The organism is Actinacidiphila sp. bgisy160 (assembly GCF_057707815.1).
Genome location: NZ_JBYIQW010000004.1, coordinates 45,917 through 70,166, shown reverse-complemented (window position 1 = coordinate 70,166; position 24,250 = coordinate 45,917). Strand labels below are relative to the sequence as shown.

The 24,250-nt window shown below is 72.7% G+C and carries 17 protein-coding genes and 1 pseudogene; 13 read left to right on the top strand and 5 right to left on the bottom strand.

Annotated elements, in window-relative coordinates:
- The first annotated feature begins 50 nt into the window (after positions 1 to 50).
- The 7 genes and pseudogenes from AC3EUJ_RS05940 (at position 51) to AC3EUJ_RS05910 (ending at position 11,723) form a co-directional block, all read left to right on the top strand.
- Positions 51 to 947, top strand: a complete 897-nt coding sequence (locus AC3EUJ_RS05940) for a DsbA family protein (RefSeq protein WP_431959893.1) — start codon at positions 51 to 53, stop codon at positions 945 to 947.
- 76 nt (positions 948 to 1,023) lie between these two features.
- On the top strand, positions 1,024 to 2,070 hold the full coding sequence (gene lgt, locus AC3EUJ_RS05935) for a prolipoprotein diacylglyceryl transferase (protein ID WP_431959892.1): 1,047 nt from the start codon (positions 1,024 to 1,026) through the stop codon (positions 2,068 to 2,070).
- 193 nt (positions 2,071 to 2,263) lie between these two features.
- The gene (locus tag AC3EUJ_RS05930; RefSeq protein WP_431959890.1) at positions 2,264 to 2,995 is read left to right on the top strand and encodes a VIT1/CCC1 transporter family protein; all 732 of its coding nucleotides are present in this window, start codon (positions 2,264 to 2,266) and stop codon (positions 2,993 to 2,995) included.
- Positions 2,996 to 3,269: 274 nt separating this feature from the next.
- On the top strand, positions 3,270 to 7,856 hold the full coding sequence (gltB, locus tag AC3EUJ_RS05925; RefSeq protein WP_431960035.1) for a glutamate synthase large subunit: 4,587 nt from the start codon (positions 3,270 to 3,272) through the stop codon (positions 7,854 to 7,856).
- Positions 7,849 to 9,309 (top strand): glutamate synthase subunit beta, encoded by a 1,461-nt coding sequence (locus AC3EUJ_RS05920; RefSeq protein WP_431959889.1) that lies wholly within the window; start codon positions 7,849 to 7,851, stop codon positions 9,307 to 9,309. Before gltB ends, AC3EUJ_RS05920 begins: the two co-directional genes overlap by 8 nt.
- A 224-nt stretch (positions 9,310 to 9,533) precedes the next feature.
- Positions 9,534 to 9,722 (top strand): annotated as a pseudogene (locus AC3EUJ_RS05915) (glycoside hydrolase family 113); the annotation flags it as partial.
- A gap of 171 nt (positions 9,723 to 9,893) precedes the next feature.
- Entirely contained in the window at positions 9,894 to 11,723 is a 1,830-nt protein-coding gene (locus tag AC3EUJ_RS05910) for an alkyl/aryl-sulfatase (protein WP_431959887.1), read from the top strand.
- Between the two features lie 164 nt (positions 11,724 to 11,887).
- On the opposite strand, the gene AC3EUJ_RS05905 is transcribed toward AC3EUJ_RS05910, so the two are convergent.
- The 3 genes from AC3EUJ_RS05905 to AC3EUJ_RS05895 all read right to left on the bottom strand — a co-directional run bounded on the left by AC3EUJ_RS05905 (position 11,888) and on the right by AC3EUJ_RS05895 (position 14,364).
- A complete protein-coding gene (locus AC3EUJ_RS05905; protein WP_431959886.1) occupies positions 11,888 to 12,790 on the bottom strand; it encodes a hypothetical protein in 903 nt (300 codons plus the stop codon).
- Between the two features lie 32 nt (positions 12,791 to 12,822).
- A complete protein-coding gene (locus AC3EUJ_RS05900) occupies positions 12,823 to 13,845 on the bottom strand; it encodes a class I SAM-dependent methyltransferase (RefSeq protein WP_431959885.1) in 1,023 nt (340 codons plus the stop codon).
- A gap of 120 nt (positions 13,846 to 13,965) precedes the next feature.
- Positions 13,966 to 14,364, bottom strand: coding sequence for a VOC family protein (locus tag AC3EUJ_RS05895; protein ID WP_431960034.1), 399 nt, complete (start codon positions 14,362 to 14,364; stop codon positions 13,966 to 13,968).
- Between the two features lie 195 nt (positions 14,365 to 14,559).
- Between AC3EUJ_RS05895 and AC3EUJ_RS05890 the strand changes: the two genes are divergently transcribed.
- The 6 genes from AC3EUJ_RS05890 (at position 14,560) to AC3EUJ_RS05865 (ending at position 21,619) form a co-directional block, all read left to right on the top strand.
- Positions 14,560 to 14,802, top strand: coding sequence for a hypothetical protein (locus tag AC3EUJ_RS05890; RefSeq protein WP_431959884.1), 243 nt, complete (start codon positions 14,560 to 14,562; stop codon positions 14,800 to 14,802).
- 13 nt (positions 14,803 to 14,815) lie between these two features.
- Positions 14,816 to 15,412 (top strand): sortase domain-containing protein, encoded by a 597-nt coding sequence (locus tag AC3EUJ_RS05885; protein WP_431959883.1) that lies wholly within the window; start codon positions 14,816 to 14,818, stop codon positions 15,410 to 15,412.
- 432 nt (positions 15,413 to 15,844) lie between these two features.
- Positions 15,845 to 18,340 carry an aminopeptidase N gene (gene pepN / locus AC3EUJ_RS05880; protein ID WP_431959882.1) on the top strand — a complete coding sequence of 832 codons (2,496 nt, stop codon included), beginning with the start codon at positions 15,845 to 15,847 and terminating at the stop codon, positions 18,338 to 18,340.
- A gap of 122 nt (positions 18,341 to 18,462) precedes the next feature.
- Positions 18,463 to 18,603 (top strand): Sec-independent protein translocase family protein, encoded by a 141-nt coding sequence (locus tag AC3EUJ_RS05875; protein ID WP_431959881.1) that lies wholly within the window; start codon positions 18,463 to 18,465, stop codon positions 18,601 to 18,603.
- 200 nt (positions 18,604 to 18,803) lie between these two features.
- Positions 18,804 to 20,189 carry a pyridoxal phosphate-dependent decarboxylase family protein gene (locus AC3EUJ_RS05870; protein WP_431959879.1) on the top strand — a complete coding sequence of 462 codons (1,386 nt, stop codon included), beginning with the start codon at positions 18,804 to 18,806 and terminating at the stop codon, positions 20,187 to 20,189.
- Entirely contained in the window at positions 20,186 to 21,619 is a 1,434-nt protein-coding gene (locus AC3EUJ_RS05865) for a lysine N(6)-hydroxylase/L-ornithine N(5)-oxygenase family protein (RefSeq protein WP_431959878.1), read from the top strand. The genes AC3EUJ_RS05870 and AC3EUJ_RS05865 overlap by 4 nt, the downstream gene beginning before the upstream one ends.
- On the opposite strand, the gene AC3EUJ_RS05860 is transcribed toward AC3EUJ_RS05865, so the two are convergent.
- On the bottom strand, positions 21,561 to 22,319 hold the full coding sequence (locus AC3EUJ_RS05860) for a succinate dehydrogenase/fumarate reductase iron-sulfur subunit (RefSeq protein WP_431959877.1): 759 nt from the start codon (positions 22,317 to 22,319) through the stop codon (positions 21,561 to 21,563). The two genes, AC3EUJ_RS05865 and AC3EUJ_RS05860, sit on opposite strands and share 59 nt — an antisense overlap.
- Positions 22,316 to 24,250 (bottom strand): fumarate reductase/succinate dehydrogenase flavoprotein subunit, encoded by a 1,935-nt coding sequence (locus AC3EUJ_RS05855; protein ID WP_431959876.1) that lies wholly within the window; start codon positions 24,248 to 24,250, stop codon positions 22,316 to 22,318. The genes AC3EUJ_RS05860 and AC3EUJ_RS05855 overlap by 4 nt, the downstream gene beginning before the upstream one ends.

Here is a 24,250-nt window from a genome sequence, read left to right as displayed (position 1 = left end):
CATGGGCCGGGGGTACGCGTGAGCGTGCCCCCGGTTCGTTGTGCCTGGGTGTGAGCGAGAAGAACCGTGAAGGAAAGCGCAGTGCCCGGGACCGGCTGCAGGAGCAGCGCGCGGTGGACCAGCGGCGGCAGAAGCGCAAGAGGACGGCGATCGTCGCCGGCTCCGTGGTGGGGGTCCTGGCCATCGGCGCGATCATCGGGGTCGTGGTGGCCAACAGCGGCGGCGGTGCCGGTGCCCCGGCCGTCACCCCGGTGGGCGCGACGGGCAAGGACAAGCTGGCCCTCCCGAACGGAGCGAGCGACGCCCCGTCCACCCTGACCGTGTACGAGGACTTCCGGTGCCCGGCCTGCGCGGCCTACGAGAAGGAGCTCCGCGACACCATCCACGGACTCCAGGACCAGGGCCAGCTCAAGGTCGAGTATCACCTCGTCCGGCTGATCGACGGGAACCTTGGCGGCACCGGCTCGCTCAACGCCGCCAACGCCGCGGCCTGCGCGCAGGACGAGGGCAAGTTCCGCGCGTACCACGACGTCCTCTACCAGAACCAGCCGGAGGAGAACGACGACCGCTTCGCCGACAAGACCTACCTGCTGGAGCTGGCGGGCAAGGTGCCGGGGCTGAAGACGCCCGCCTTCACCACCTGCGTGAAGGACGGCACGTACGACGACTGGGTGAACGCCAACAACGAGGCCTTCGGCGCCGCCGGCTTCAACTCCACGCCCACCATCCTGCTCAACGGCGGGGATAACCTGCTCGGCAAGGGCCAGCCCAACCTGACCGCGGACCGGCTGAAGCAGCTGGTCACCGAGGCCAACAAGGGCAAGAAGCCCGGCACCGCGACCCAGGGCGCCACCCCGAAGAGCGCGTCCGGGGCCCCGGGCGCTTCGGGACCGGGGAGCGGCTCGGCCCCCGCGCAGGGCTCTGCCCCGGCCTCGCAGAGCGGCTGAGCGTGCCTCCCGTTATCCAGCCGTTGCCGGGCGGGTGCCCGCCGCACCCGCCCGGCACGGTAGCGTCGGCAGTGCCATGGAACTCATCGCCTTCATTCCCAGCCCGTCGCGCGGGGTCATCCACCTCGGCCCCATCCCTCTGCGCGGCTATGCCTTCTGCATCATCATCGGTGTCTTCGTGGCCGTATGGCTCGGCGGCAGGCGATGGGCCGCCCGCGGCGGACTGAAGACCACGGTCGCGGACATCGCCGTCTGGGCCGTGCCGTTCGGCCTGGTCGGCGGTCGCCTCTACCACGTGATCACCAGTTACGAGCTCTACTTCGGCGAGGGCAAGGACTGGGTCAACGCGTTCAAGATCTGGGAGGGCGGCCTCGGCATCTGGGGGGCCATCGCCCTGGGGGCCCTCGGTGCCTGGATCGCCTGCCGGCGCCGTGGCATCTCGCTGCCCGCGTACGCCGACGCCGTGGCGCCCGGTATCGCCTTCGCCCAGGCCATCGGCCGCTGGGGCAACTGGTTCAACCAGGAGCTCTACGGGCGCGCCACTGATCTGCCCTGGGCGCTGAAGATCGACAGTGCCCACCGGCCGGCGGACAGCCTGGACGTCGCGACGTACCACCCGACCTTCCTGTACGAGTCGCTGTGGTGCGTCGGCGTGGCCCTGCTGGTCATCTGGGCCGACCGCCGCTTCAGCCTCGGCCGCGGCCGCGCCTTCGCGCTCTACGTCGCGGCGTACACCGTCGGCCGCTTCTGGATCGAGTACCTGCGCGTCGACGACGCGCACCACGTCCTGGGCCTGCGCCTGAACGACTGGACGTCCATCCTGGTCTTCGCCGCCGCCGTGGCCTACATCGTGGTCTCGGCGAAGCTGCGGCCGGGCCGTGAGGAGGTCGTCGAGCCGGCGGCCGTCGCCGCAGCCGACGCCTCCGCGCAGGGGACGGACCCCGACGCCAAGGACACCAAGGACGCCAAGGACGCCAAGGACGTGGACGCCAAGGACGCGGACGGGCACGCGGCTGACGCGAAGAAGACGGAAGCCGGCGAAGCGGAGTCCGATCAGAACCGGGACGAGGAGGACGGCGCCGCGGCCGTCGACGCCGGGGCCAAGACCGCCAAGAACCTCTGACGCGCACGTCGCGCAACCCGCGGCCGCCGTTCACCACCCCGGTGACGGCGGCCGCGGCGTTTCCCCTCTTAGACGCGTTTTCGCAGGTAAGGCAGGCTTTCCTTGCTGGAAGCGCAGGGAATTCGAGCGTACGGTCGAGGTGTTCGAGGGAGGGACGCGGGGATCGCCGCCCCGGGGAAGGAGCAACTGGACCATGCCGTCAGCCGTGGAGGATGAGCAGGTCGCGCCGTATCACGTCGCGCACCACACCCACCGGGACGTGAACGGCGGCTGGCTGCGTCCGGCCGTGTTCGGTGCGATGGACGGTCTGGTGTCGAACCTCGCGCTCATGACCGGCGTCGCCGGCGGCAACGTCGCCCCCTCCACCATCGTGATCACCGGATTGGCGGGACTCGCGGCGGGCGCGTTCTCGATGGCCGCGGGCGAGTACACCTCGGTCGCCTCCCAGCGGGAACTGGTCCAGGCCGAGCTGGACGTCGAGCGGCTGGAACTGCGCCGCAATCCCAAGGACGAGCTGCGCGAACTGGCCGCCCTGTACGTCGCCCGGGGCGTCGAGCCGGAGCTGGCCGAAGAGGTGGCCCGGCAGATGTCCAGGGACCCCGAGCAGGCCCTGGAGATCCACGCCCGCGAGGAACTGGGCGTCGACCCGACCGACCTGCCGTCGCCGCTGGTCGCGGCCGGTTCCTCGTTCCTGTCCTTCGGTGTCGGCGCCCTGCTGCCGGTACTCCCGTACCTGTTCGGCGCAACGGTGGTCTGGCCCGCCGTGATCGTCGCGCTGATCGGCCTCTTCCTCTGCGGGGCGGCTGTGGCCCGTGTGACCGCGCGCAACTGGTGGTTCAGCGGACTTCGGCAGCTCGTCTTGGGCGGAGCCGCCGCCGGGGTTACCTTCGTTCTGGGCGCGCTGTTCGGCACCGCCGTCGGTTGAGCCGGGTAACGGCCACAAGCCACGTGTTTCCCGCTCGTTTCAGCGCGACCGACACAGGGCATCAGTCTGTGGCGCCGTGGGCAGTGTCGCCTACGTCTCACGTGAGCGATGCTGGCCCGTACTGCCTGCTCGTAGCGCTGTCCAGTCCACATGATGGAACCAGGTATCCACTTTTCGGCCATCGGGCCATCATGTAACCTGCACGAAATCGCAGAGGGCCAACGTCGTCCCTAGTGCGCATGTCATATGCCAGATGACGACGACGGGAGAGCCGATGCGTTCCGCGTCCACGCACCCCCAGGCCGCCGGCTCCGGTTCCGGCCGGTCCCACATGGACGGGCGTCCCGCCCCCCAGGGGATGTACGACCCCCGCAACGAGCACGACGCCTGTGGCGTCGGCTTTGTGGCCACCCTCACCGGTGAGGCTGACCACGCGCTCGTGGAGCAGGCCCTGACCGTGCTGCGCAACCTGGAGCACCGCGGGGCCACCGGCTCCGAGCCGGACTCCGGCGACGGTGCGGGCATCCTGATGCAGGTCCCGGACGCGTTCCTGAGGGCGGTCGCCGGCTTCGAGCTCCCCGCCGCAGGCCGGTACGCGGTCGGCACGGCCTTCCTGCCCGTCGAGGACGAGGACCGCCGCAAGGCCGTCGAGTCCATCGAGCGGCTGGCCGCCGAGGAGGGCCTCGCCGTCCTCGGCTGGCGCGAGGTGCCGATCGGCCCCGACGCCCTCGGCGCCACGGCCCGCTCGACGATGCCGTACTTCTCCCAGCTCTTCGTCGCGGACGCCGCGGGCACCCGGTCCGGGATCGACCTCGACCGCCCGGCCTTCGTGCTCCGCAAGCGCGCCGAGCGCGAGGCGGCCGTCTACTTCCCGTCGCTGTCGGCCCGGACGCTCGTCTACAAGGGCATGCTGACCACCGGCCAGCTGGAGCCCTTCTTCCCGGACCTGTCCGACGAACGCATCGCCACCGCGATCGCCCTGGTGCACTCCCGCTTCTCCACCAACACCTTCCCCAGCTGGCCGCTGGCGCACCCGTACCGCTTCGTCGCCCACAACGGTGAGATCAACACCGTCAAGGGCAACCGCAACTGGATGCGCGCCCGCGAGTCGCAGCTCGCCTCGGGGCTCTTCGGCGGGGACCTGGAGCGGATCTTCCCGGTCTGCACCCCGGACGCCTCGGACACGGCGACCTTCGACGAGGTGCTGGAGCTGCTCCACCTCGGTGGCCGCTCGCTGCCGCACAGCGTGCTGATGATGATCCCCGAGGCGTGGGAGAACCACGACTCCATGGACCCGGCCCGGCGGGCCTTCTACCAGTACCACTCCACCTTGATGGAGCCCTGGGACGGCCCGGCCTGCGTCACCTTCACCGACGGCTGCGTCGTCGGCGCCGTCCTGGACCGCAACGGCCTGCGCCCCGGCCGCTACTGGGTCACCGACGACGGCCTGGTCGTGCTCGCCTCCGAGTCCGGCGTGCTGGACGACATCGCCGCGGACAAGGTGGTCCGCAAGGGCCGGCTGCAGCCCGGGAAGATGTTCCTTGTCGACACGGTCCGGCACCGGATCATCGAGGACGACGAGATCAAGGCCCAGCTCGCCGCCGAGCACCCCTACGAAGAGTGGCTGGACGCCGGCCTGATCCACCTCAACGACCTGCCCGAGCGCGAGCACATCGTGCACACCCACGCCTCGGTCACCCGCCGCCAGCAGACCTTCGGCTACACCGAGGAGGAGCTGCGGGTCATCCTGGCGCCGATGGCCAAGACCGGCGGCGAGCCGCTGGGCTCCATGGGCACCGACTCGCCGATCGCGGCGCTGTCCGAGCGACCCCGGCTGCTCTTCGACTACTTCACCCAGCTGTTCGCGCAGGTCACCAACCCGCCGCTGGACGCCATCCGCGAGGAACTGGTCACCTCGCTGATCAGCGCCGTCGGCCCGTCCGGCAATCTGCTGGAGCCCTCCCCGGCCTCCTGTCGCAACATCACCCTGCCGTTCCCGGTGATCGACAACGACGAGCTGGCCAAGCTCATCCACATCAACGCCGACGGCGACCTGCCGGGCCTGAAGGCCGCGACCCTGTCGGGCCTGTACCGGGTCTCCGGCGGCGGCGAGGCGCTGGCCGCGCGGCTCGCCGAGATCTGCGCGGAGGCGGACGACGCCATCGAGGACGGCGCCCGGCTGATCGTGCTCTCCGACCGGCACTCGGACGCCGAGCACGCGCCGATCCCGTCGCTGCTGCTCACCTCCGCCGTGCACCACCACCTCATCCGTACCAAGCAGCGCACCCAGGTGGGCCTGCTGGTCGAGGCCGGTGACGTCCGCGAGGTGCACCACGTCGCGCTGCTCATCGGCTACGGCGCCGCGGCGGTCAACCCGTACCTGGCGATGGAGTCCGTCGAGGACCTGCTGCGGGCGGGCACCTTCATCTCGGGCATCGAGGCCGAGGTCGCCATCAAGAACCTGATCAAGGCGTTGGGCAAGGGCGTGCTGAAGGTGATGTCCAAGATGGGCATCTCCACCGTCGCCTCCTACCGCGGCGCGCAGGTCTTCGAGGCCATCGGCCTGGACGGCGACTTCGTCGACACCTACTTCCACGGCACCACCACCAAGATCGGCGGCGCCGGGATCGACGTGGTCGCCAAGGAGGTCGCCGCCCGGCACGCCAAGGCCTACCCCGCCTCCGGCATCGCCCCGGCGCACCGCCGGCTGGAGATCGGCGGCGAGTACCAGTGGCGCCGCGAGGGTGAGCCGCACCTGTTCGACCCCGAGACGGTCTTCCGGCTGCAGCACGCCACCCGCTCGCGCCGCTACGACATCTTCAAGCAGTACACGGACCGGGTGAACGAGCAGTCCGAGCGCCTGATGACGCTGCGCGGCCTGTTCGCGTTCAAGGACGGCGAGCGCGCCCCGATCCCCGTCGAGGAGGTCGAGCCGGTCTCGGAGATCGTCAAGCGGTTCTCCACCGGCGCCATGTCGTACGGCTCCATCTCGCGCGAGGCGCACGAGACGCTGGCCATCGCCATGAACCAGCTGGGCGGCAAGTCCAACACCGGCGAGGGTGGCGAGGACCCGGACCGCCTGTACGACCCGGCGCGCCGCTCGGCGATCAAGCAGGTCGCCTCCGGCCGCTTCGGCGTCACCTCGGAGTACCTGGTCAACGCCGACGACATCCAGATCAAGATGGCCCAGGGCGCCAAGCCCGGCGAGGGCGGCCAGCTGCCCGGCCACAAGGTCTACCCGTGGGTGGCCAGGACCCGGCACAGCACCCCCGGCGTCGGCCTGATCTCGCCGCCGCCGCACCACGACATCTACTCCATCGAGGACCTGGCACAGCTCATCCACGACCTGAAGAACGCCAACCCGGCCGCCCGCATCCACGTGAAGCTGGTCTCCGAGGTCGGCGTCGGCACGGTCGCGGCGGGCGTCTCCAAGGCCCACGCGGACGTCGTGCTGATCTCCGGCCACGACGGCGGCACCGGCGCCTCCCCGCTGACCTCGCTGAAGCACGCGGGCGGCCCCTGGGAGCTGGGCCTGGCCGAGACGCAGCAGACCCTGCTGCTCAACGGCCTGCGCGACCGCATCGTGGTGCAGACGGACGGCCAGCTGAAGACCGGCCGCGACGTCGTGATCGCCGCCCTGCTGGGCGCCGAGGAGTTCGGCTTCGCGACCGCCCCGCTGGTGGTGTCCGGCTGCGTGATGATGCGCGTCTGCCACCTGGACACCTGTCCGGTCGGTATCGCCACCCAGAACCCGGTGCTGCGCGACCGCTTCTCCGGCAAGGCCGAGTACGTGGTGAACTTCTTCGAGTTCATCGCTCAGGAGGTCCGCGAGCTCCTGGCCGAGCTGGGCTTCCGCTCGATCGAGGAGGCCGTCGGTCACGCCGAGCTGATCGACACCACCGCGGCGGTCGATCACTGGAAGGCGCAGGGCCTGGACCTGGCCCCGCTCTTCCACGTGCCGGAGCTGCCCGAGGGCGCGGCCATGCACCGCACCACCGACCAGGACCACGGCCTGGCCAAGGCGCTCGACAACGAGCTGATCGCGCTCGCCAAGGACGCCCTCGACAAGGGGGACCCGGTCCGCGCCCAGATCGCGATCCGCAACGTCAACCGCACGGTCGGCACCATGCTCGGCCACGAGGTGACCAAGAGGTACGGTGGCGCGGGCCTGCCCGACGACACCGTCGACATCACCCTGACCGGCTCCGCCGGCCAGTCCTTCGGCGCCTTCCTCCCCAAGGGCATCACGCTCCGCCTGGAGGGCGACGCCAACGACTACGTGGGCAAGGGCCTGTCCGGCGGCCGGATCATCGTCCGCCCCGACCGGGGCGCCGACCACCTGGCCGAGTACTCGACCATCGCGGGCAACACGATCGCCTACGGCGCCACGGGCGGTGAGCTTTTCCTGCGCGGCACCACCGGCGAGCGCTTCTGCGTCCGCAACTCCGGTGCCACCGTGGTGTCCGAGGGCGTCGGCGACCACGGCTGCGAGTACATGACCGGTGGCCGCGCGCTCGTGCTCGGCCCGACGGGCCGCAACTTCGCGGCGGGCATGTCCGGCGGCATCGCGTACGTCCTCGACCTCGACCCGGACAACGTCAACACCGGCATGGTGAACGTCGAGGAACTGGACGCCGACGACATCAAGTGGTTGCACGACGTGGTGCGCCGCCACCAGGAGGAGACCGGCTCGACCGTCGCCGAGCGCCTGCTCGCCGACTGGGGCCGCACCCTCACCCGCTTCGGCAAGGTCATGCCGAGGGACTACAAGGCAGTGCTCGCCGCCAAGAACGCCGCCGAGCAAGCCGGGCTCTCCGAGTCCGAGACCGTCGCGAAGATGATGGAGGCGGCAAATGGCTGACCCGAAGGGCTTCCTCACCACGCCCCGCGAGACCGCTCCGACCCGTCCGGTAGAGGAGCGCAAGCAGGACTGGAGCGAGGTCTACGTTCCCGGCGGCCTGCTGCCGATCATCACCAAGCAGGCTGGACGCTGCATGGACTGCGGCATCCCCTTCTGTCACAACGGCTGTCCGCTGGGGAACCTGATCCCCGAGTGGAACGACTACGCCTACCGTGAGGACTGGAAGGCCGCCAGCGAGCGCCTGCACGCGACCAACAACTTCCCGGAGTTCACCGGCCGCCTCTGCCCGGCCCCCTGCGAGTCCGCCTGTGTGCTCGGCATCAACCAGCCGGCGGTGACCATCAAGAACGTCGAGGTCACCATCATCGACCGGGCCTGGGACAACGGGGACGTCACCCCGCAGCCCCCGGACCGGCTCTCCGGCAAGACCGTCGCCGTCATCGGCTCCGGCCCGGCGGGCCTGGCCGCCGCCCAGCAGCTGACCCGGGCCGGCCACACGGTCGCGGTGTACGAGCGGGCCGACCGTATCGGCGGTCTGCTGCGCTACGGCATCCCCGAGTTCAAGATGGAGAAGCGGCACATCAACCGCCGCATCGAGCAGATGCGCGCGGAGGGCACCAAGTTCCGCACCGGTGTCGAGATCGGCCGCGACATGGACGGCGCCAAACTGCGCAAGCGCTACGACGCCGTGGTCATCGCCGCGGGTGCCACCCAGTGGCGTGACCTGCCCGTCGAGGGGCGCGACCTCAAGGGCGTCTACCAGGCCATGGAGTACCTGCCGCTGGCCAACAAGGTGCAGGAGGGCGACTTCGTGACCCCGCCGGTCTCGGCCGAGGGCAAGCACGTGGTCGTCATCGGCGGCGGCGACACCGGCGCCGACTGCGTCGGCACCGCGCACCGTCAGGGCGCCCGCTCGGTCACCCAGCTGGAGATCATGCCTCGGCCGTCGGACGAGCGCCCGGCGCACCAGCCCTGGCCGACCATGCCGATGACGTACAAGGTCACCTCCGCCCACGAGGAGGGCGGCGAGCGGGTCTACGCCGTCAACACCGTGCGGTTCGAGGGCGACGAGGACGGCAACGTCAAGGCGCTGCATCTGGTCGAGGTCGAGTTCAAGGACGGGAAGTTCGTCCCGCAGCCCGGCACCGAGAAGGTCATCCCGGCCGAACTGGTCACCCTCGCCATGGGCTTCACCGGCACCGACCAGAAGAACGGCCTGGTCGAGCAGCTCGGCCTGGAGCTCGACGCTCGCGGCAACATCGCCCGCGACAAGGACTTCACCACCAACGTGGATGGGGTCTTCGTCGCCGGTGACGCGGGCCGGGGCCAGTCGTTGATCGTGTGGGCCATCGCCGAGGGCCGTTCCGCGGCCCGCGCGGTGGACCACTACCTGACCGGCGCGAGCATCCTGCCGGCCCCGATCCGCCCGACGGATCGCCCGCTGACGGTCTGACCCCCGTCACTCCCGAGACGTCCCGTACAAGGGCGTACGGAACGAAGGCGGCGCCTGCCCTCACCCGACCGGGGGCAGGCGCCGCACCGCCATGTGGTGGAACTCCACCCGGGCGCCCCCGGTGCGGGCGCCCACGCCGCCCCGCGCGGGGCGGGCAGCTGACGGAGCGTCCGCGCCCCGTACAGCCGGGCCCGTCCGCGCCGCGCCCCTGGCACGCGTGCACCATGCCGCCTGCCGCCGGCGCAGGCGGCTTCTGCGCCCGGGACCTCCGCCGTGTGCTGTTCACCGAGGCCGGCTGCGTCAGCCGGCGCGGGTCGACCGCGGCGCCGTGCTCCTGGACCGTGAGCCGGCAACTGCGGGAGGCCGAACAGGCGGCCGCGTACCGAGCGCTGCTCGCCGCCCTGGACGGGGAGGGCTGGCGGGCCGGAGGTGTGCTGGCGGATGTGGGACGACCGGCCGCACAGCGGGCAGACGCCGCCCCGGCTCGCGTACGGCCCGCACGGCGAACCCGCGGAGGAGGTACTGCGCCGCTGGTGGCGCACATGGGCGTGACAATTCAGACGAAACGCTGACATTGTGTCGTCATGACGGCTCTCGCGCCCGGCGCAACCGACGACACGACGGACTTCGCCGACGCCGACCGGGGATTCCTCGGTGCCCTGACCCCCGGCCGCGTCACCGACGGCGACGGCCGGGTGGTCTGGGACGGCGACGCGTACTCCTTCCTGCAGGGCCCGTGCCCCGACACGGCGCACCCGGGGTTGTGGCGACAGAGCCGGCTCGCCTCCAAACAGGGGCTGTTCGAGGTCGTCGAGGGGGTCTACCAGGTACGCGGCCTGGACCTGTCGAACATGACCCTCGTCGAGGGTGACCGCGGGGTCGTCGTCATCGACCCCCTCCGCTCCGCCGAGTGCGCCGCCGCCGCCCTCGCCCTCTACCGCGAGCACCGGGGGGACCGGCCCGTCACCGCCCTCATCTACAGCCACTCGCACGTCGACCACTTCGGCGGTGCCCGCGGCGTCCTGCCGCACGGCCACGACCCGGTGCCCGTCCTCGCCCCGGCCGGTTTCCTGGAGCACGCCGCCGGCGAGAGCGTGGACGCCGGGGTCGCGATGACCCGCCGCGCCGTCTACATGTACGGCTCCGAACTGCCCAAGGGCCCCGCCGGGCAGATCGGCTGCGGCCTCGGCCAGACCGCCTCCACCGGCACCGTCACCCTGATCCCGCCCACGGTGCACGTCACCCGCACCGGGCAGGACGAGACGATGGACGGGGTCCGGATCATCTTCCAGCTCACCCCGGGGGCCGAGGCGCCCGCCGAGATGAACTTCCACTTCCCCGGCAAGCGGGTGCTGTGCATGGCCGAGAACGCCACCCACACCATGCACAACGTCCTCACCCTGCGCGGGGCGCAGGTCCGCGACGCCCGGCTGTGGGCGCACTATCTCAACGAGGCCCTCGTCCTGTTCGGCAACGCCTCCGACGTCGTCATCGCCTCGCACCACTGGCCGACCTGGGGCCGAGAGGGCATCCACCGGCTACTGTCGCACCAGCGCGACCTGTACGCCTACCTCCACGACCAGACCCTGCGGCTGGTCAACCAGGGCCTGACCGGCAGCGAGATCGCCGAGGAGCTGACGCTGCCCCCGGCCCTGGAACGGTTCACCTCCAACCGCGGCTACTACGGCTCCCTCAGTCACAACGTGAAGGCCGTCTACCAGCGCTATATGGGCTGGTTCGACGGCAACCCGGCCCACCTGTGGCAGCACCCCCCGGCGGCGGAGGCGCGGCGCTACGTGGACTGCCTCGGCGGCACCGACGCCACCGTCGCCAAGGCACGGGAGTACGCCGACGCGGGCGACCTGCGCTTCGCCGTCACCCTGCTGGGCCACGCGGTCTTCGCCGACCCCGGGCACGCCTCCGCGGCGGAGGAGCTGGCCGTGCTCTACGAACGCCTGGGGCACGGCTGTGAGAACGGGCCCTGGCGCAACTTCTACCTGATGGGCGCCCTGGAACTGCGGCAGGGCGTCACGCGGACACCGGTCGTCATCGCCAACCCGGCGCTGATGGCCGCCCTGACCGTCGACCAGCTCATCGACTCCCTCGCCATCCGGGTCAACGGCCCCAAAGCCTGGGATGTCCACCTGACCATCGACTGGCGCCTCACCGACGAGCGCCGCACCTGGCACCTGACCCTCTCCAACGGCGCCCTCACCTACTTCTCCACCCAGGACGGGCGGCCCGCCGTCCGCCACGCGGACCTGACGCTCACCCTCAGCCGGCCCGAACTGCACCGGCTCCTTGCGGGCGGGCGCTTCGAGGGCGTCGAGCACGAGGGGGACCTGAAGGTGGTCGCGACCCTCGTAGGGCTGCTGGACACCGCCGACCAGGACTTCAGGATCGTCACACCGTGAGGATCGTGGACGCACGTGAAGAAGGTGCTCCGTTCGCTCCGCCCGCGTGATGCGGGTCCGGGCTGGTCTCAACCCGGCTGGTGCCGATCGTGTAAGCGCTGGCGGACCGCTGGTCCCCAGCCAACGTGAGCCAGGAATCCCCGTCCCATAGGGCGGGGAGGATGTCAAGTGTCGCACTCCAGCACGGTGCGGCACAGCCCGCACCGTGCCCTCACCCGGCCCCGTACGGGCACCCGGATCCGCTGGTGACACGTGGGGCAGGGAAAGGAGACCCGCTGGGGCTCGCCGCCCTCGAAGGCGTAGCCGGCGGCCGGGTAGGCGCCGCCGCGCCGCCGGTCGTGGGCGTACCGGCGACGGCCCGCCCAGCCGCAGCCGACCATCGGCGGATGGCGCAGATCGTCCTCGGCGACCCGCAGCCCGGCCCGGTAGGCCTCCTGGGCCCTCGGGCTGGTGAGCCACGGCTCGATGTCGTCGCCGAAGGCCTGTGCCCGCTTGGCCAGGACGTAGCCGAACTCCTCGGGGGTGAGGTAGCCCAGCTTGGACGCGGCCGTGGTCAGCCGCTCCCCGTGAAGCGCCGGCTCCTCCCGGTAGGAGTCCAGCAGTAGCCAGCCCGCGCCCAGATACGTCGTGGCGGTGTCGGTGAGGATCTCGTTCTCCCGCACCCCGGGGAACTCCAGGCCGAGCCGGTGCAGATAGACGTGCATGACCTCGTGCGCCAGCACCGCCCCCACGTCCCGCCGGTCGTCCCGGAAGCGCGCGTGCAGCTCCACGAAGTACTCCGGTCCGGCGGCCAGTTCCACGTTGCCCGCGTGCACCATGTCCCGGAAGCTGACCACCATGCGGGCCTCCGGCAGCCGGAAGTGCTCGACGATGGCCCGGGCCACCCGCTGGGCGCCCAGATGGAGGTCCTCGTCCGCGGGGAACGCCACCGACTCCGGGCGCACACTCGCCGGGAAGCGGCTCACCGTGTCGTACGACAGCCGCCGGTAGAGCGCGGTCAGGGCGGCCCGCACCTTCTCCAGGTGCGGGAAGCCGTGCTCGATCGGGCTGGACGACGGCTCGGTCACGGCGCCTCCCAAGCGGGTACGACGCTTCGAGCCTACGCGTCGACCCAGGCCGTTGTCGCCGTGCGTTCCGGGCCCGTGCCGCTCGCCGAACCGGCCACCGGCACGCCCAGCGCGGCCAGCCGCTCCGCGGCCGTCGGCGCGGATCCGCCCTCCGCCTGGTACACGCTGACCAGCAGCCGCCCGCCCGGCTCCACGAGCTCGGCCAGCAGCCTGCGGACCAGGTCGCCCAGCCTGCGCTCGGGCACGCAGTCGGTCAGGGTGTGCACGAAGGTGAACCGCCCGCCGTCGGCCGGCCGCCAGTCCAGCGCGTTGCCCACCGATATCCGCCCGGCCCACCGCGGCAGCCGGCGCCGGGCCAGCTCCACCAGGCGCGGCGCGAAGTCCACACCGTGGGGCTCGATCACCCGCCCCCGCTCCGCCGCCCACTGCCGTACCGACTCCATCAGCAGCCCGTTGGCACAGCCGACGTCCAGGAAGGTGCCGTCCTTGTGCAGTGCCTCGACCACCATCGAGCGCCGCGCCCGCCACTGCTCCGGCTCCCGGCCGAAGCCCGAACCGCCCTCGGGCGTGGTCGCCCGCAGGTAGGCGGGCTCCAGCAGGCGCAGGTTGTCGGCGAAGTACGAGGTGTCGTCCTGCTCCCGGAAGGAGCGCGCCGCGTCCAGCACCGCGCGCCGCTCGGAACCGTGGGAAAGCATGCCCGCGATCGTGGCGGCGTCGGCCACGACCAGGTCCGCGTCCGTGGCGTGCGGCCGCCGGCCCCGGTAGCGGTCGCCGTCCAGCCAGGCGTAGAGCCGTTGCCGCCCCGCCTCCCAGGCGAAGGGGTGGACGCGCTGCCGGTAGTAGCCGGCGGTCTCCAGCGGCACCCGGGCAGCCGTGTCGAGCATCCAGTCCTCGCCGGGCAGCACCTCCCCGGACGGCAGGCGCACCACCCCGTCCCTGCCGCGCACCGCGCCCGTCAGACCGCCCGGGAGGAACGGCACGAACGTGACCCGGCGCACCGAGGCCGGGTCAGGGTCCTCCTCGACCGGCTCGTACGCCGTCCGCCCCGCTTCCATGCCGTCCCCCTCGGCCGTGTGTGCGTCCACCCCCGGCCCGGCCGCGCGCGAGGCGATGCCGTCGCACCCGGCGCCGGCATGTGGACACCGTACAAGGCGCCACTGACACCGGGCAGCCGCTCATCCTGCGACGGCCGGCTCCGGCGTCTGCCCGTAACACAGGCAGAACGGGTGCCCGGCCGGGTCGGCGAAGACCCGGAAACCGCTGCGCCTGCCGCCGCTGTCGTGCAGGAAGGCGGCGCCCAGCGCGACCACCTCCTCGTGGGCCCGCTCCACGTCGGCGCGGGTGGGGACTTCGAAGTCCAGATGGAACTGCTGGGGGTGCTCCGGGTCGGGCCAGCGCGGAGGCCGGTGGAAGGGCACCTCCTGGAAGGCGATCCGGGTGCCGTCCGGGGCCGTCAAGGTCACCCACGAGGGGTCCGCGGTGTCCAGGGCCCCGCCGAGAATCCCCTGGTAGAAGGTGCCCAGCGCCGTCGGGTCCGGGCAGTCGATCACGGTGCACTGCAAGGTGGCGATCACCCAAAGAGCCTGCCCGGCGTCCTCCTCGGGACGCAGCACCATTTCCGGGACCATACTTTCGGCTGATACGGAACCGGTCGGCCGGGGGAGGCCCCGGCACCCTCGGGCTCCGTACGGTGGACCCGTGTCCGGCCGCCCGTCGCCCGGCGGCCGGACACCGCGTCCCTACCCTCGTCGTCCGAAGGACCCCGCCCCATGTCCGCCGCCTGTGCCGCCTCCGCCGCTGCCGTCCGGACCGGCGCGGCCGTCCGGACCACCGCCGTCGCCCGGCGTGCGGCGCTCATGACGGTGCTCGGGGCGCTGGCCTTCCTCGCGGTGTGCGGGGCCGGGAAGGCCGGGGTCCCGGACGCCCTGGGCGTCCCCGGACCGGCCCTGGCCGGCGCGCTCCTGCCTGCGGCGGGCGTCGGCGGCGTCCTGTACGCCGTCCGCCCGAGGTGAGAAGGCGGTGAGGATGACGCACCGTCGCATCAACGTCCTCGCCCTCGTCCTGCTCGCCGTCGCCGCCGCGAGCGCCTGGGCGGTCACCCACGCGGGGCGGGGCGAGGCGGCCGCCGTGGTCCACGGCAGCACACCCGCCCGCGCCTCCGACCCCGCCGGTCACACCCCCGTGCGCATCGACATCCCCGGCGCCGACGTGCACGCCCGCGTGGTCGACCTCGGGGTGACCGAGGACGGCACCCTACAGACCCCCACGAGCGAGCAGGGCCGCTACGCCGGCTGGTACGACCGCAGCGCCACCCCGGGCGACACCGGCACCTCCGTGATCGTCGGCCACGACGACGGCGGGCACGGCCGCGCGGCCTTCCACGGCCTCCACCGCGTACGGCCCGCCGACACCATCGTGGTCACCCGCCGTGACGGCAGCCGCGCCCGCTTCACCGTCACCAGGGTCGAGCACGTCCCATGGCACTCCCGCCGCGCGCAGGACCTGCGCACGGACGGCGGCGTACCCGCCCTGCGGCTCGACACCTGCGCGGGCGACCGGCACGACGGCCGCGGGCCCGCCGGGGCGCTGGTCGTGCACGCGACCGCCGCCCGCCACTCCTGACCCGCGCCGCCCGGGGGTGCCACGGCATGTGCGGCGGAGGACCGGGGGAGCGGGGCTGCCCTCGCGTCGGATGACGGAGTCGAGCGCCCTCGCCGCCGCGGGCCCCTCGGCTCCCCGCCGCCTCCGGAGGCCGGGCCGGCGGACACCGGGTGACGCCTCGTCAGCCGGAGCCGGTCCGGTACCGCCGGTGTCGGCAGCCCGGGCGGCAGGCACGCAGGACCGGCCGCGGCCGCCCCGCCGGCACTGGCCGCGGGTGGCGGAACGGCCGGCGGCACGGGGGAGTCCCCGGCGCCGGTGGACGTGACGACGGGACCGGACGGGAACAGGTCGTGGACGGGTTCGGCCACGTGCCGCACAACCCCCCGCCCGCGCGACGGCGGGCCGCGGGTATCCCCCGTGCGCGGCGGGCCGGGCATGGGGCAGCATGACCGCATGCCTGCTCTCACACGTGCCGAGGCCGAGACCCGCGCCCGGCAGATCGCCGTCCAGCACTACACCGTCGACCTGGACCTCACCCGCGGCGACGAGGTGTTCGGATCGACCACGGTCATCGGCTTCACCGCCCTCGCGGACGGCGACACCTTCGTCGAGCTGAAGCCCGCGGCGCTCCACGGCGCCGTCCTGGACGGGCGGCCGCTGGACGTCGCGACTCTGGACGACAACCGGCTGCCGCTCACCGGGCTCGCGGCCGGCCCGCACGAACTGCGGGTCGAGGCCGACATGCGGTACTCCCGCACCGGTGAGGGCATGCACCGCTTCACCGACCCGGCCGACGGCGAGACCTACCTGTACACGCAGCTCTTCCTGGACGACGTGCAGCGCGTCATCGCCGCCTTCGACCAGCCCGACCTCAAGGCCGTCTTCGAGGTCGCCGTGACCGCGCCCCCCGCGTGGACCGTCCTCGGCAACGGCGTCGCCGAGCGCACCGGGGAGGCCGAGGGCCGCTGGCGTGTCGCGGCGACCCCGCCGATCAGCACCTACCTGCTCGCCGTCGCCGCCGGACCCTGGCACTCGGTGCGCACCGGACACGCGGGCCTGCCCTTCGGGCTGCACTGCCGTCGTTCCCTCGCCCCGTACCTGGACGCCGACGTCGAGGAACTCCTCGACATCACCCGGCGCTGCTTCGACCGCTACCACGAGCTGTTCGAGGAGCCGTACCCCTTCGACTCCTACGACCAGGCCTTCGTCCCCGAGTTCAACGCGGGCGCGATGGAGAACCCGGGCCTGGTCACCTTCCGCGACGAGATGGTCTTCCGCTCCGCCGTCACCGACACCGAACGGCAGACCCGCGGCATGGTCGTCGCCCACGAGATGGCCCACATGTGGTTCGGCGACCTCGTCACCCTGCGCTGGTGGGACGACATCTGGCTCAACGAGTCCTTCGCCGAGTACATGGGCTACCAGGTGCTCTCCGAGGCCACCCGGTTCACCGGCACGTGGACCGACTTCGCCGTCGCCCGCAAGGGCTGGGGGTACGACGCCGACCAGCGCCCCTCAACCCACCCCGTCGCCCCCGCCCCGGAGGCCGTCCCCGACACGGCCTCGGCGCTGCTCAACTTCGACGGCATCTCCTACGCCAAGGGCGCCTCCGCGCTGCGCCAGCTCGTCACGTGGCTCGGCCGCAAGGACTTCCTCGCCGGCATCAACGAACACTTCGCGCGGCACCGCTTCGGCAACGCCGCCCTCGCCGACTTCATCGACTCCCTCGCCCACGCCACCGACCGCGACGTCCACGCCTGGGCCGACCGCTGGCTGCGCACGACCGGTGTCGACACCCTCACCCCCGTCCCGGTGGGCGCCGACGGCGGCTGGCGGCTCGACGTCACGCACCAGGGCAGCCGCCCGCACCGCATCTCCGTCGCCGCGTACGACCGCGCCGACGCCGACCCGGCGCAACTGGTGCTGCGCGAGCGCTTCGAGACCGATGTGCCGGCCGACGGCCAGGAGCCCGGCGCGCGTCCCGGCCCCCGCCCCGACCTGGTGCTCCTCAACGACCAGGACCTGACCTACGCCAAGGTCCGCTTCGACGCGCGTTCCTGGGACACCCTGGTGGCCGCACTGCGCGGCCTGCCGGACCCGCTCAGCCGCGCCCTGGTCTGGAACGCCGCCCGCGACCTCGTCCGGGACGGCGAACTCCCGCCCGCCGCCTATCTCGACGTCGCCCGCGCCCACCTGCCGTACGAGACCGACATCGCCGTCGTGCAGGGCGTGCTCGGCTTCGCCCGCGGGCAGATCGCCGACCGCTACCTCCCCGCGGCCGACCGCTCCGCCGCGCTCGCCACCCTGGAGGCGCTCGCCCGCGACCTGCTCACCCGCGAGGACCCCGGGCTGCGGCTGGCCGCGGCCCGCGAGCTGATCGCCGCCACCGCCGACCCCGGCGCCCTGCGCGGCTGGCTCACCGAGGGCACCCTGCCCGGCGGGCCCGCGCTCGACCCCGAACTGCGCTGGCAGATCCTCACCCGGCTCAGCGTCCTGGGCGCGGCCTCGGCCGAGGACATCGCGGCCGAACTGGCCTCCGACCCCAGCGCCACCGGCCAGGAAGGCGCCGCCCGCTGCCGGGCCGCGCTGCCCGACCCGGAGGCCAAGCGGGACGCCTGGGCGCGGATGTTCGACGGCGACACGCTGTCCAACTACCTCTTCACCGCCACCGCACAAGGCTTCTGGCAACCCGAACAGCTCGACCTCGTCCGGGAGTACGTGCCCCGCTTCTTCCCCGCCGCCGCCGCGGTCGCCGCCCGACGCGGCCCCGCACTCGCGGAGGCCGCGGGCCGTTGGGCCTTTCCCGTCCCCGTCGTCGAGAGCGCCGTGCTCGACCTCGGTGAGGAGTGCCTGCGCTCCGGCGACCCCGCACCGACGCCCGCGCTGCGCCGTCGCCTCGCCGACCAGCTCGACGATCTGCGCCGCGCCCTGCGGGTCCGGGGTGCCTGAGGGCGCCCGCGGGGAGCCGGGCGGCGAACACGGTCACGGTGACCGCTGTCGCCCGGCATTCGGCGGAAGCATCCCGCCGCGCAGTGAGCGGCGCTCAACCAAGAAGCAACCTGGAGGTACGCATGTTCGGCAGAATCGGGGCACCCGAGTTGCTCCTGATTTTGGTCATACCGGCCGCCGTCGTCTTCGGCATCGTGCTCGCCGTCGTGCGCAAGCGGCAGCCCCGGCCCGACCCGGCGGCGTGGCAGGAACGGCAGCACTGACCGCGCCGCGCGCGGGCTTCGCCGTCGTCCGGGCCCACGGGGCCCGGGGTGGCGCCGCGGCTTGTGGACGGTCCGCGGGTGCGCCGGGGCGGCGCCCGTTCCGGCGCAGCTGGGCAACACCCCCGGCGGGGGAGCGTCGTTACGCAGGTCGCCCGGCGCGCACGCGCCGGTGACCCGCGACCCCGGAGGGTGCCGAGCCCATGCCCCCCCACCTCGCCGGCGGCAGTGACGGTCCGCACCGGCTGCGCCCGTTGATCGAGGCCGCGCTCGGCGCGCTCGCGGCGGGCGCGGCCGCCCGCGGTGGACCGCTTCCCGCGGGCGGCCCCGAGGCCGTCGCGTTCCGCGTGCGGGAGGCATGGGGGGAAGCCCTGCCGGAGGAAGGCATCGGGGCGGTCGAGGCGCTGAGCGCGTTGGTCGGCGTCGTCGCCGAGGGCGCGGCCGACCCGGCGGACCCGTTGTGCGCCGCCCATCTGCACTGCCCGCCGCTGGGGGCGGCCGTGGCGGCCGACCTGGCCGCGAGCGCGCTCAACCCGTCGATGGACTCCTGGGACCAGGCCCCGGCCGCGACCGCGCTGGAGGCGGAGGTCACCCGCGCGCTGGCCCGGCTGGTCCACCCGGGGGCGGCCGCGCCGGACGCGCTGATCACGACCGGCGGCACGGAGTCCAACCAGCTCGCCCTGCTCCTCGCCCGCGAGGACGCCCCGGGCGTGCGCGTCGTCGCCGGGGCCAACGGCCACCACAGCGTCCCGCGCGCCGCCTGGCTGCTGGGCATGCCCGCTCCCGTCGTCGTGGACACTCCTGGCGGCGTGCTCGACCCGGAGCGGGTGCGGACCGCGCTCGCCGCCGGTGGGGGCCCGGCCCTGCTGGTCGCCACCGCTGGCACCACGGACTCGGGCGACATCGACCCGCTCCCCGAACTGGCCCGCGCCGCGCGGGAGCACGGCGCGCGCCTGCACGTCGACGCCGCGTACGGAGGGTCGCTGCTGTTCAGCGACCGGGAGGCGGCGCGGCTCACCGGCCTGCGGGAGGCCGACTCCGTCACCCTCGACCTGCACAAACTGGGCTGGCAGCCCGTGGCGGCCGGGGTGCTCGCGGTACGCGAGGCCGCGCTGCTGCGCCCGCTGGGCCACCGCGCCGACTACCTCAACGCCGCCGACGACACCGAGGCCGGCTTCCCCGACCTGCTCGGCCGCTCGCTGCGCACCTCCCGCCGCCCCGACGTGCTGAAGATCGCCGTCACGCTGCGCGCCCTGGGCCGCCGCGGGCTGGGCGGGCTCGTCGAGGCGGTCTGCGACCGGGCCCGGCACCTCGCGGACCTGGTGGACCGGCACCCCGCACTGGCCCTGCGCGCCCGCCCGGCCATCAGCACCGTGCTCTTCCGCCCCACCGGCGCCGGCGACGAGGAGGTCGCCGCGATCCGCCGCCGGCTCATGCTCGACGGCCGCGCCGTCCTCGGCCGGGCCCGCGCCGACGGACGGCTCTGGCTCAAGGCCACCCTGCTCAACCCCACGACCACGCCCACGGACCTCGAGGCACTGCTCACGCTCGTGTGCGCGACCCACCAGGAAGGCAACACCCCCCGATGACCCCCACCGACGATCACGACCCGCACCGGGACCAGCCCTTCGACCTGCTCGGCATCGGGATCGGCCCGTGCAACCTGTCCCTGGCCGCCCTCGCCGACGGCGTCCCGTACCTCAGCGCGGCCTTCTACGAGCAGGAGCGCTCCTTCCGCTGGCACCCCGGGCTGCTGCTCGACGACGCCACCCTCCAGGTGCCGTTCCTCGCCGACCTGGTGAGCCTGGTCGACCCCACGAGCCGGTGGAGTTTCCTGAACTACCTCAGGACCCGCGAGCGGCTCTTCCCCTTCTACTTCGCCGAGCGCTTCCACACGTACCGCGCCGAGTACGAGGCCTACTGCCGCTGGGTCGCCGAGTCGCTGCCCACCACGTACTTCGGCCACCAGGTCGACACCGTCCGCTGGAACCCCGGGCGCGCCGTCTTCGAGGTGGACCACACCCGTCTGGACGCCGACGGCCAGGCCGAGGCCCTCGGCCGTACGTACGCCCGCAACCTGGTGCTCGGCGTCGGCAGCGCGCCGTACGTGCCCGAGCCGCTGCGGCCGCTCGCCGAGTCGCCCGCCGTCCCCGTCGTGCACTCCGCGCACTATCTGGAGCACCGGGAGCGGCTGCTGGCCGCCGAGCACGTCACCGTCGTCGGCGCCGGGCAGTCGGGCGCCGAGGTCCTCCTGGACCTGCTGCGCGCCAGGCCAGCGGGGCACGAACGGCTGACGTGGATCGCGCGCAGTCCCGCGTTCGCCCCGATGGAGTACAGCAAGCTCGGCCTGGAGCAGTTCACGCCGGACTACACGCGGTTCTTCCACGGGCTGTCCGAGCCGGTCCGCGACACGCTGCTCCCGCGGCAGTGGCAGTTGCACCGGGCCATCGACCACGACACGATCGGCGCCGTCCACGACGAGCTGTACCGCCGCACCCTGGGCGGCGGCTGGCCGGACGTCGTCCTCACCCCCGGAGTGACGGTCCGCACAGCCGGCCGGATGGGCATGGGAGCCGTCGAACTCCACCTGGAGCACGAGCAGCAGGGCACCCGCAGCCGGCTGATCACCAACGCGGTCGTCCTCGCCACCGGCTACCGGGAGCGCTCCCTGGACGCGTTGCTCGGCCCGATCCACCCGTACATCCGCCGCGACGCGGCCGGCCGGCCCCGGATCGACGGGTGCCACCGGCTGGAGCTCGACCCGGTCGTCGCCGGCACCGGCGCGGCCGTCCACGTGCAGAACGCCGAGCGCCACACCCACGGCGTCGGCGCCCCCGACCTGGGGCTGTCCGCGTGGCGCTCGGCGGTCGTCCTCAACGCGGTGACCGGCAAGGAGCCCTACCCGCTGCCCTCCCGCACGGCCTTCACGACCTTCGGGCTCAGCGCCGCCACCAACCCGGTCAGCCCTTGGACCGAGACTTCTCCTTCCGCAAGGCCCGCAGGTACTCGCGGTTCATAGCGGCGATCGACGGCAGTGGGATGCCCTTGGGACAGGCCGTCGCGCACTCCCCGGTGTTGGTGCAGCCGCCGAAGCCCTGGTCGTCCATGGCCGCGACCATGTCCAGCACCCGGGTCTCGCGCTCGGGCTGGCCCTGGGGCAGCACATTGAGGTGGTTGACCTTGGCCGAGGTGAAGAGCATCGCTGAGCCGTTGGGGCAGGCCGCCACACACGCTCCGCAGCCGATGCACTCCGCGTGCTCGAAGGCGAAGTCGGCGGCCTCCTTCGGCACGGGCGTGGCGTGCGCCTCGGGCGCGCTGCCGGTCGGGACGCTGATGTAGCCGCCGGCCTGGATCACCCGGTCGAAGGCGGAGCGGTCGACGACCAGGTCCTTGACCACCGGGAAGGCGGCCGCCCGCCACGGCTCGACGTCGATGGTGTCGCCGTCCTGGAAGTGCCGCATGTGCAGCTGGCAGGTGGTGGTCCGCTCCGGGCCGTGCGCCTGCCCGTTGATCACCATGCCGCAGGCGCCGCAGATGCCCTCGCGGCAGTCGTGGTCGAAGGCGACGGGCTCGTCGCCCGCCAGGATCAGCTCCTCGTTGAGGACGTCGAGCATCTCGAGGAACGACATGTCGGGACTGATGTCCTCGACGCGGTAGGTGACCATGGAGCCGCTGTCCCCGGAGGACGGCTGGCGCCAGATGCGCAGGGTGAGGTTCACGCGTAGCTCCGCTGGGTGGGGTGTACGTACTCGAAGTCGAGGGCCTCCTTGTGGAGCACCGGGTCCTGGCCGGCACCGGTGAACTCCCAGGCCGCGGCGTACGAGAAGGCCACGTCGTCGCGCAGCGCCTCGCCGTCCGGGGTCTGGCTCTCCTCGCGGAAGTGGCCGCCGCAGGACTCGGCGCGGTGCAGGGCGTCCAGGCACATCAGCTCGGCCAGCTCCAGGAAGTCCGCGACCCGGTTGGCCTTCTCCAGCGCCTGGTTGAGCTCGTCGCCGCTGCCGGGCACCTTCACCCGGCGCCAGAACTCCTCGCGCAGGGCGGGGATCCGTTCCAGCGCCTTGCGCAGGCCCGTCTCGTTGCGGGCCATGCCGCACTCGTCCCACAGCAGCTCGCCGAGCTCGCGGTGGAAGGAGTCCGGGGTGCGGTCGCCGTCGACGGCGAGCAGCAGGTTCAGCCGGTCCTCGACCTCGGCCACGGCCTCGGCGACCGCGGGGTGGTCCGGCGTCACGGTGTCGTGCGGGCCGCGGGCCAGGTAGTCGTTGATCGTGGCCGGGAGCACGAAGTAGCCGTCGGCCAGGCCCTGCATGAGGGCGCTGGCGCCGAGGCGGTTCGCGCCGTGGTCGGAGAAGTTGGCCTCGCCGATGGCGAACAGGCCAGGGACGGTGGTCTGCAGGTCGTAGTCGACCCACAGGCCGCCCATCGTGTAGTGCACGGCGGGGTAGATCCGCATGGGCCGGGTGTACGGGTCCTCCGCGGTGATCCGCTCGTACATCTCGAAGAGGTTGCCGTACTTCTCCTCCACCTTGGCGCGGCCCATGCGGGCGATCGCGTCGGCGAAGTCCAGGTAGACGCCCTGGCCGCCGGGGCCGACGCCGCGGCCCTCGTCGCAGACGTTCTTGGCGGCGCGGGAGGCGATGTCGCGGGGCACCAGATTGCCGAAGGAGGGGTAGATCCGCTCCAGGTAGTAGTCGCGCTCGTCCTCGGGGATCTCGTGCGGCGGGCGGGTGTCGCCCTTGGCCTTCGGTACCCATATGCGGCCGTCGTTGCGCAGCGACTCGCTCATCAGGGTGAGCTTGGACTGGTGGTCGCCGGAGCGCGGGATGCAGGTGGGGTGGATCTGCGTGAAGCAGGGGTTGGCGAAGTACGCGCCGCGCCGGTGGGCCCGCCAGATGGCGGTGGCGTTGGAGCCCTTGGCGTTGGTCGACAGGTAGAAGACGTTGCCGTAGCCGCCGGTCGCCAGCACCACGGCGTCGCCCATGTGCACCGAGACCTCGCCCGTCACCAGGTCGCGGGCGACGATGCCGCGGGCCCTGCCGTCCACCACGATCAGGTCGAGCATCTCGGTGCGGGGGTGGAGCTCCACGTTGCCCGCGTCGATCTGCCGGGACAGCGCCTGGTAGGCGCCGAGCAGCAGCTGCTGGCCCGTCTGGCCGCGGGCGTAGAAGGTGCGGGAGACCTGCACGCCGCCGAAGGAGCGGGTGTCCAGCAGGCCGCCGTACTCACGGGCGAAGGGCACGCCCTGTGCCACGCACTGGTCGATGATCTGCACCGACACCTCGGCGAGGCGGTGCACGTTGGACTCGCGGGCGCGGAAGTCGCCGCCCTTGACGGTGTCGTAGAACAGGCGGTGCACGCTGTCGCCGTCGTTGCGATAGTTCTTCGCCGCGTTGATGCCGCCCTGGGCGGCGATGGAGTGCGCCCGGCGCGGTGAGTCCTGGTAGCAGAACTGCACGACGTGGTAGCCCTGTTCGGCCAGTGTCGCCCCCGCGGAGCCGCCCGCGAGGCCGGTGCCGACCACGATCACCGTGTGCTTGCGGCGGTTGGCCGGGTTGACCAGCTTCGCCTCGAACCTGCGGCGGTCCCAGCGCTCCGCGATAGGGACGTCCGGCGCCTTGGTGTCGGCGATCGGCTCGCCCAGTCGGTAATCCAT

Excerpts from the sequence above, each read along its gene's own strand:
- AC3EUJ_RS05910 (WP_431959887.1), top strand. The coding sequence starts at position 9,894 with ATGACGGCTCTCGCGCCCGGCGCAACCGACGACACGACGGACTTCGCC.
- AC3EUJ_RS05900 (WP_431959885.1), bottom strand. The coding sequence starts at position 13,845 with ATGGAAGCGGGGCGGACGGCGTACGAGCCGGTCGAGGAGGACCCTGAC.
- pepN (WP_431959882.1), top strand. The coding sequence starts at position 15,845 with ATGCCTGCTCTCACACGTGCCGAGGCCGAGACCCGCGCCCGGCAGATC.
- AC3EUJ_RS05885 (WP_431959883.1), top strand. The coding sequence starts at position 14,816 with ATGACGCACCGTCGCATCAACGTCCTCGCCCTCGTCCTGCTCGCCGTC.
- AC3EUJ_RS05855 (WP_431959876.1), bottom strand. The coding sequence starts at position 24,250 with ATGGATTACCGACTGGGCGAGCCGATCGCCGACACCAAGGCGCCGGAC.
- AC3EUJ_RS05890 (WP_431959884.1), top strand. The coding sequence starts at position 14,560 with ATGTCCGCCGCCTGTGCCGCCTCCGCCGCTGCCGTCCGGACCGGCGCG.
- AC3EUJ_RS05930 (WP_431959890.1), top strand. The coding sequence starts at position 2,264 with ATGCCGTCAGCCGTGGAGGATGAGCAGGTCGCGCCGTATCACGTCGCG.
- AC3EUJ_RS05870 (WP_431959879.1), top strand. The coding sequence starts at position 18,804 with ATGCCCCCCCACCTCGCCGGCGGCAGTGACGGTCCGCACCGGCTGCGC.
- gltB (WP_431960035.1), top strand. The coding sequence starts at position 3,270 with ATGCGTTCCGCGTCCACGCACCCCCAGGCCGCCGGCTCCGGTTCCGGC.
- AC3EUJ_RS05865 (WP_431959878.1), top strand. The coding sequence starts at position 20,186 with ATGACCCCCACCGACGATCACGACCCGCACCGGGACCAGCCCTTCGAC.
- AC3EUJ_RS05920 (WP_431959889.1), top strand. The coding sequence starts at position 7,849 with ATGGCTGACCCGAAGGGCTTCCTCACCACGCCCCGCGAGACCGCTCCG.
- lgt (WP_431959892.1), top strand. The coding sequence starts at position 1,024 with ATGGAACTCATCGCCTTCATTCCCAGCCCGTCGCGCGGGGTCATCCAC.
- AC3EUJ_RS05875 (WP_431959881.1), top strand. The coding sequence starts at position 18,463 with ATGTTCGGCAGAATCGGGGCACCCGAGTTGCTCCTGATTTTGGTCATA.